Here is a 6,758-nt window from a genome sequence, read left to right as displayed (position 1 = left end):
AAAATAAAAAAATGCCGATACGCTAGGAGTCATATCGGCATATAAAATAAACGCAAGAAGCAATGTAAGTCATGTCGTACTAATTCGTATCAAACCTGTCAATTTGATACGTATGTAATGATAATTATTCTCATTAATATATTCAACCCTAAATTAAATAAGGTTACTTTGTAGCCTTTTCATCTACGTCGACCACAGAATCAACACCCACTTATACCGTTCTCACAAGAGTTGTGAGTCGGCACCTTATTAACTAAATAAATCGGTAAATGTTATGTCAAAAGAGATAAGCGAATTACAGTTTAGTCTTCACTATGCCTCAGAAACAGACAGTGAAAAGAATACCTCCGTCATTTTAACGGCGAATATCCATACGGCTGATAGTGAAACTCAACAACTCACACAACTAATTTGCACGACATCTCCCACAGGTAAAAAGCAATATCGAATCGGCACACAAAAGATTAATGATGCAGGTGACCCATTGCTGGTGGCGATTGAATCTTATTGGCGCAAAAACACGCAAGAGAGTTGTGTTTATTTGTTAGAGAAAGCGAAGCAATTTATTCAGGGACACTTACAACAAACGAATACATGGATATCCATGTACGGCCTTGTGATTGTTTCTAATGCGTCACTTGAAGAGCAGTTGCCTGAAGGTTTATTAAAGGTACTTAAAGTATCAATACCCGCCTAATTTTTTATCGTTTCATTTTTAACTCTCACACTAATCATCAACGGACACTCCTCTGAGGGTGACTATGCGTATGGATAAATTAACCAATGTTACTTACGGAACCGCAGGCTTAACGGCATTTTTTGCCAGTCTTTCGTTATATGAATGGGGATTTGTTATCGGGATGGCGTTTAGCATGGTTTTAGGTTTAGCCACTTATTTTATGACTCGTCGAGAGCAACGAAAACGCACTCAATTATTTGAAGAGCTTGTTCGTCATGTTGACCCACAAAACCCAACTGAAACCCTAAAAAGGCTTGCTGAATTAATGGTGAAAGCGCCAAAGGATATTTAATGTCTCTCAAACAGAAAATAGCGGCGCTAACAACTGCGGGAGCCACAGCAATCGCGTTAGTAGTAATAGCCCATTTTGAAGGTGTGCGTTATGAACCTTATCGTGATGTGGCAGGTGTTTTGACGGTTTGTTATGGGCATACAGGCAAAGACATTATTCAAGGTAAGAGATACACACAACAAGAATGTGATGCATTATTACAAAACGATTTTATTAAGACACAACGGCAAGTCGATGTATTAATCAAAGTACCACTCGATGACCACACCAAAGCCGCTTTATATTCCTTTGCTTTTAATGTGGGTACAACCGCATTTGCTCGCTCAACATTACTTAAGAAACTAAATGCGGGTGATAGAGCGGGTGCCTGTGAAGAAATGAAACGTTGGGTATATGCAGGCGGAAAGGTTTGGCGAGGGCTTGTCAGTCGTCGAGAGGCGGAGTCAGCACTATGTCATGGAAACCTTTAATCATCATTATCAGCTTTATCCTCATATTATTCATCACTGTCGTTGGTGGTATTTATCTCTTGATTGATAACACATGTACTAAAGATCACGTTAGTTTAGAAAAACGCTGTCAGATTGCACTCTCATATCATCGGTACTAATCATGAAATATGGAAAACTCTATGCCGTCATTGCGATGGTGGGCATTATTGTGGGTAGCTATTGGGTGATTAATTGGCAAGCTAACAGAATTACCACACTGACAGATACCAACAAAAAACTAACTGTGGCTCTCGAAGAACAGAAGTCTATTAATACTGATTATCAAGCACGCATAATGCGATTAAACCAACTGGATATTCAATATACGCAGGAGTTAGCGAATGCTAAGAAAGAAATTAGTCGCTTGCGTGATATTAGTGAGCGTCATCCTGAGCGGGTGTACATCAAAGCAGAGTGTCCCAAAAGCACAACCACTTCCGCCACCAGCTTGGCTTATGCAACCACCGCCCGACCTACTGACACCGCTATCCGAAATTATTGGTTACTCAGAGAGCGAATTGCAGAGTCAGAGCAAATGATTAAAGGGTTACAAGATTACATCAGGCAGGAGTATGTAGGTGATTAGTGTTTTTTATATCTATAACCCTTTAATTTATATATTAAATCTATCACATAAGAGAGTAGATATCGAAAGTATAAGTGGACTCAACAAATTCTGATTTCACGGTTATTGAGTGGCTGTTTTTATTGTATTTTAACGGAAATTTATCTAAGCCCTCTAAAAGGCATGTGTAATAAGCAATATCGTCTGAATTTCTTTGCAAGAATTTTACGTCGCTAACGGGCGGTTTTTTATGCATTTTTCTTTGTTGAATAATGTGAATAAAATGACTTGTTTGACTGGATAAATTACGAGTTAAGTCAGAAATAATACTATTTTGAACCGCCGGTATGGTTAGATCCTTCGGATAATGATGTTTAAATTCAATAGTAGCAATCAAACTAGATTCATCCTTATTCACCGGATAAAGAGATAAGTCCACTGCACCATTCCTGCTTTTGGGATGTTCTGTCATTGCTAAGTAATCAGAGTTCTCATTGATAACAATGCTTATTTCATCCCTAATCTGATTCTCATGTTTTCGATTATAAAAATATAAATTAAGTTCGTGTAGTTTTTGCTTAACTCGTGGATTTTTGATTGCGTCAATTAAAGTTGAAGTAACGGGATCTATTTGGGATGTTTTCATTAGTAAAGATATTTTTGTTTGGATTGTAAGTAGATCTTATCATGATAATTAATATATAGAGAAATTATGGCTAAAAACTCAGCTTGGATGGAAATTAAGTAAGTTTATTATTTCTTATAAAAATAGTTATGTGGGGTGATAAACCATGAAAAAACGCAATGTCTATGGTGGTCGCTGGGCTAAAGTGCGATTAGCGTTTCTAAATGAACATCCACTTTGTGTTATGTGCCAAGAGCAAGGGCGCATTACTGCTGCCACAGTGGTTGACCACATTATTCCACATCGTCTTAAAGAAGCACTTGAATCAGGCGATAAAGAACGTATCGCAAAAGCCCAAGCCTTATTCTGGGATAAAAATAACTTCCAAAGTTTATGCGAACTGCATCATAACTCAACCAAACAACGTATCGAAAAGAGTGGCAAAGTCATTGGCTGTAATGCGGATGGCATTCCACTCGATCCCAATTCTCATTGGCATCAATAACACCATGAATACAGGGGGGGCGGGGTAAAAGTTCAAACACTTTCGCCCTGATTACCTAGCGCCCTCATTTGTGTGCACAACCGCGAAATGAAAAGTTTTTTTCTGGGAGGTTCCGATGGCAGGAAGACGCCCGAAACCGACCCACTTGAAGGTGGTCACCGGTAATCCGGGAAAACGAAAACTCAACGATAAAGAACCCCAACCTAAACGTGAAATACCAAGCCCACCCGAACATTTAACGGATTGGGGGAAAATGGCGTGGGCAAAATTAACCTTATTACTCGATGGAATGGGCGTTTTAACCGTGGCTGACACGCTGGCATTAGAACGGCTGTGTGATATCTACGCTGATATTCTTCAATTGCGAGACACCATTGCCATTGAAGGTCGGACATACACCACAAAAACGCAATTAGGGGATTTTTTAATTAAAGCGAATCCTGCCGTTGCCATGTTGGCTGATGCAGATCGCCGTTTTAAAAGTTATTTAGTCGAGTTTGGTTTAACCCCCGCCGCTCGTTCGAAGGTGAAGATGGATGGTGGAGAAGAAGAGGAAGAGCCGCTCAACCAATATTTCGGTTGATCCCGCAACGCAATACGCGCAAGACGTGCATCAAGGCAAAATCTTAGCGGGGCCTGATATTCGTCATGCATGTGCACGTCATCTCAAAGACTTAAATGAAGCTGAGCAACGAGGATTAGTCTGGGATGTTGAGGCTGTCAAAAGGGTGATCGATTTTTTCGCGAAAGTCTTAAAGCTCAATGGTGGGGAACATGAAGGTAAACCGTTTATTTTATTGCCTTGGCAATGCTTTGTGATTGGTTCCATTTTTGGCTGGAAAATGACTGATGGAACACGCCGATTTCGCATGGTGTACGTTGAATCGGGCAAAGGTTCAGGAAAATCCCCAATGGCAGGTGGCGTTGGGTTGTATTGTTTAGTTGCCGACAGTGAACCGCGTGCCGAAGTGTATGCGGCAGCCACGAAAAAAGACCAAGCCATGATTTTGTTTCGTGATGCGGTGGCAATGGTTGATCAATCTCCCGCATTAAGTCAGCGGATCACCAAATCAGGCGGAACAGGCAAAGAGTGGAACTTGGCTTATTTGAAAACGAGTTCATTCTTTCGCCCGATTAGCTCAGATGATGGGCAATCAGGGCCTCGTCCCCATTGTGCGTTGATTGATGAAATTCATGAGCACAAAAATAATACTGCCGTTGAGATGATGAGAGCGGGCACAAAAGGTCGGCGACAAGCCTTGATATTTATGATCACCAATAGTGGCCATGATAAAACCAGCGTGTGTTATGACTATCATGAATACGGACGAAAAGTCGCCGAAGGAACTATCGAAGACGACAGTTTCTTTTCCTATATTTGCTCACTGGATGAGGGCGATGATCCCTTTAAGGATGAGTCTTGCTGGGGGAAAGCCAATCCGTCATTGGGCTACACCTTTTCTGATCGCTATTTACGCGAACAAGTGACACAAGCCCGAGGTATGCCCGCAAAAGAAAGTATTGTCAGACGGCTTAATTTTTGTCAGTGGGTGGATGCCGATAATCCATGGATTAACAGTGAAACATGGATGCAGTGTGAAAATACATTCACATTCGATGATCTTCAAGGTGAAGAGTGTTATGGAGGATTGGACTTATCGGGAACCAAAGATTTAACCGCATTAGCCCTGTATTTTCCTCGCCTCAAACGTCTTTATGTTGAATTTTGGACACCCAAAGACACCTTATTGGATAGAGCGAAAACCGACCGAGTGCCTTACGACTTATGGGTAAGGCAAGGTTTTATGCATACCACTCCAGGGAATGCGGTGAGATATGAATTTGTGGCAGAACGTATCGCCGAGATGGCCATGCGCGTCAACATGAGAGCCATTGCCTTTGACCCTTATCGCATTAAATACCTTGTACCCAAACTCGATGAAGTAGGGGGGACGGTTCCCTTAATCCAACATGGCCAAGGGTTTTACAAAGCCAAAGATTCAGGGTTATGGATGCCACACTCTATCGAACTGTTTGAACAGCTCATTGATGACAAGAAGATTGAGATCCACGCCAATCCTTGTTTGAGATGGAATGCCGCATCCGCTGTGCTTGAGGCTGACCAAAAAGATAACCGCGTCTTTGCCAAGAAAAAAAGCACTGGTCGAATTGATGGTGTGGTGGCCTCTGCAATGGCGATTGGTGCTGCGGAAGGTGAGGTTGATGATGGCAACCTTGATGACTTTTTCTCTAACCCATTGAGTATGTGATGACAGATAAACAATATTCAATCGATTTGCGCACTAATCATGGTTGGTTTGCGCGTCTGGCTTCTTTCTTTGTCGGGGGAAGACTCGTGACACCTGAACAAGGTTCACAATCAGGAACTATCTCAGCGCAAGGCTCGCTTGGTGATTCTTCTGTAAATGATGAGCGAATACTCCAAATATCAACGGTTTGGCGTTGTGTTAGCTTAATTTCGACGTTAACAGCTTGTTTGCCACTGGATGTGTTCGAAACGGATAAACAGGGAAATAGAACCAAAGTTGATTTAAGTAACCCATTAGCTCGATTACTGCGATATTCGCCCAATCAATATATGACCGCTCAAGAGTTCCGAGAGGCAATGACTATGCAGCTTTGCTTTTATGGTAATGCTTTCGCCTTGATTGAGCGAAATAAAGTCGGTGATGTGATCAGCTTGCTTCCTCTGTTGTCTGCCAATATGGATGTATGCATGGAGGGGAAGAATATTATCTATAAATATCAGCGTGATCATGAATTTGCGAAATTTAAACAACACGAAATTTTTCATTTAAAAGGGTTTGGTTTTAATGGATTAGTCGGATTGTCGCCTATTGCTTATGCGTGTAAGACAGCAAGCACGGCCGTTGCGATGGAAGATCAACAACGTGAGTTTTACGCTAATGGGGCTAAGTCTCCTAAAATTCTGACAACGGGCGATAAGGTATTGAATAAAGAGCAACGTAGCCAACTTGAAGAGAATTTCAAAGAAATTGCGGGTGGTCCCGTTAAAAAACGATTGTGGATCTTAGAAGGGGGATTTCAAGCACAAGATATTGGTGTTAGTCCTCAAGATGCAGAAACAATGTCTTCCCGCAAATTTCAAGTCAGTGAATTAGCGCGTTTCTTTGGTGTTCCACCGCATTTAGTCGGTGATGTTGAAAAATCAACAAGTTGGGGAACAGGCATTGAGCAACAAAACTTAGGTTTTCTTCAATATACCTTACAACCCTATATCTCCCGATGGGAAAACTGCATTGCGCGTTGGCTTCTAAAACCACCCGAAGTGGGTAAATACCATGCTGAACATAACCTTGATGGATTATTGCGTGGCGATTCCACTTCACGCGCCGCGTTTATGAAAGCGATGGGAGAATCGGGGTTAAGAACCATTAATGAAATGCGACGGCTTGATAATTATCCTCCTCTTGAAGGTGGGGATGTCGCTTACCGGCAAGCACAATATTTACCGATTAACCAACTCAATAAAGAGCCTCACGAAAGTGGGGCTTAATTA

The 6,758-nt window shown here is 41.7% G+C and carries 9 protein-coding genes; 8 read left to right on the top strand and 1 reads right to left on the bottom strand.

Annotated elements, in window-relative coordinates; all coding sequences use genetic code 11:
* Positions 1-274: 274 nt before the first annotated feature.
* The 4 genes from GWI68_RS09865 to GWI68_RS09850 all read left to right on the top strand — a co-directional run bounded on the left by GWI68_RS09865 (position 275) and on the right by GWI68_RS09850 (position 2,108).
* Entirely contained in the window at positions 275-697 is a 423-nt protein-coding gene (locus GWI68_RS09865; RefSeq protein ID WP_166540045.1) for a hypothetical protein, read from the top strand.
* Between the two features lie 64 nt (positions 698-761).
* Positions 762-1,031, top strand: coding sequence for a phage protein (locus GWI68_RS09860; protein WP_020946092.1), 270 nt, complete (start codon positions 762-764; stop codon positions 1,029-1,031).
* Positions 1,031-1,501, top strand: a complete 471-nt coding sequence (locus GWI68_RS09855) for a lysozyme (RefSeq protein ID WP_166540044.1) — start codon at positions 1,031-1,033, stop codon at positions 1,499-1,501. Before GWI68_RS09860 ends, GWI68_RS09855 begins: the two co-directional genes overlap by 1 nt.
* A 142-nt stretch (positions 1,502-1,643) precedes the next feature.
* Positions 1,644-2,108 (top strand): lysis protein, encoded by a 465-nt coding sequence (locus GWI68_RS09850; RefSeq protein ID WP_166540160.1) that lies wholly within the window; start codon positions 1,644-1,646, stop codon positions 2,106-2,108.
* Between the two features lie 43 nt (positions 2,109-2,151).
* Here the strand turns inward: GWI68_RS09850 and GWI68_RS09845 are convergent, their stop codons facing one another.
* Positions 2,152-2,733, bottom strand: a complete 582-nt coding sequence (locus tag GWI68_RS09845; RefSeq protein WP_166540159.1) for a hypothetical protein — start codon at positions 2,731-2,733, stop codon at positions 2,152-2,154.
* 145 nt (positions 2,734-2,878) lie between these two features.
* Between GWI68_RS09845 and GWI68_RS09840 the strand changes: the two genes are divergently transcribed.
* From GWI68_RS09840 to GWI68_RS09825, 4 genes are all read left to right on the top strand, one after another.
* The gene (locus tag GWI68_RS09840) at positions 2,879-3,217 is read left to right on the top strand and encodes an HNH endonuclease signature motif containing protein (protein ID WP_036937620.1); all 339 of its coding nucleotides are present in this window, start codon (positions 2,879-2,881) and stop codon (positions 3,215-3,217) included.
* A gap of 115 nt (positions 3,218-3,332) precedes the next feature.
* Complete coding sequence (locus tag GWI68_RS09835; RefSeq protein WP_166540158.1) at positions 3,333-3,800, top strand: phage terminase small subunit P27 family; 468 nt, start codon at positions 3,333-3,335, stop codon at positions 3,798-3,800.
* Entirely contained in the window at positions 3,754-5,487 is a 1,734-nt protein-coding gene (locus GWI68_RS09830; RefSeq protein WP_166540157.1) for a terminase TerL endonuclease subunit, read from the top strand. Before GWI68_RS09835 ends, GWI68_RS09830 begins: the two co-directional genes overlap by 47 nt.
* A complete protein-coding gene (locus tag GWI68_RS09825; RefSeq protein ID WP_166540156.1) occupies positions 5,487-6,755 on the top strand; it encodes a phage portal protein in 1,269 nt (422 codons plus the stop codon). The genes GWI68_RS09830 and GWI68_RS09825 overlap by 1 nt, the downstream gene beginning before the upstream one ends.
* Positions 6,756-6,758 lie beyond the last annotated feature (3 nt).

The organism is Proteus sp. G2669, from assembly GCF_009915245.1.
GTDB lineage: Bacteria > Pseudomonadota > Gammaproteobacteria > Enterobacterales > Enterobacteriaceae > Proteus.
The sequence above is the reverse complement of the archived record's forward strand: the minus strand, read 5'-3'. Positions and strand labels throughout refer to the sequence as shown.

Excerpts from the sequence above, each read along its gene's own strand:
- GWI68_RS09825 (WP_166540156.1), top strand. The coding sequence starts at position 5,487 with ATGACAGATAAACAATATTCAATCGATTTGCGCACTAATCATGGTTGG.
- GWI68_RS09840 (WP_036937620.1), top strand. The coding sequence starts at position 2,879 with ATGAAAAAACGCAATGTCTATGGTGGTCGCTGGGCTAAAGTGCGATTA.
- GWI68_RS09835 (WP_166540158.1), top strand. The coding sequence starts at position 3,333 with ATGGCAGGAAGACGCCCGAAACCGACCCACTTGAAGGTGGTCACCGGT.
- GWI68_RS09860 (WP_020946092.1), top strand. The coding sequence starts at position 762 with ATGCGTATGGATAAATTAACCAATGTTACTTACGGAACCGCAGGCTTA.
- GWI68_RS09845 (WP_166540159.1), bottom strand. The coding sequence starts at position 2,733 with ATGAAAACATCCCAAATAGATCCCGTTACTTCAACTTTAATTGACGCA.
- GWI68_RS09855 (WP_166540044.1), top strand. The coding sequence starts at position 1,031 with ATGTCTCTCAAACAGAAAATAGCGGCGCTAACAACTGCGGGAGCCACA.
- GWI68_RS09850 (WP_166540160.1), top strand. The coding sequence starts at position 1,644 with ATGAAATATGGAAAACTCTATGCCGTCATTGCGATGGTGGGCATTATT.
- GWI68_RS09865 (WP_166540045.1), top strand. The coding sequence starts at position 275 with ATGTCAAAAGAGATAAGCGAATTACAGTTTAGTCTTCACTATGCCTCA.
- GWI68_RS09830 (WP_166540157.1), top strand. The coding sequence starts at position 3,754 with ATGGTGGAGAAGAAGAGGAAGAGCCGCTCAACCAATATTTCGGTTGAT.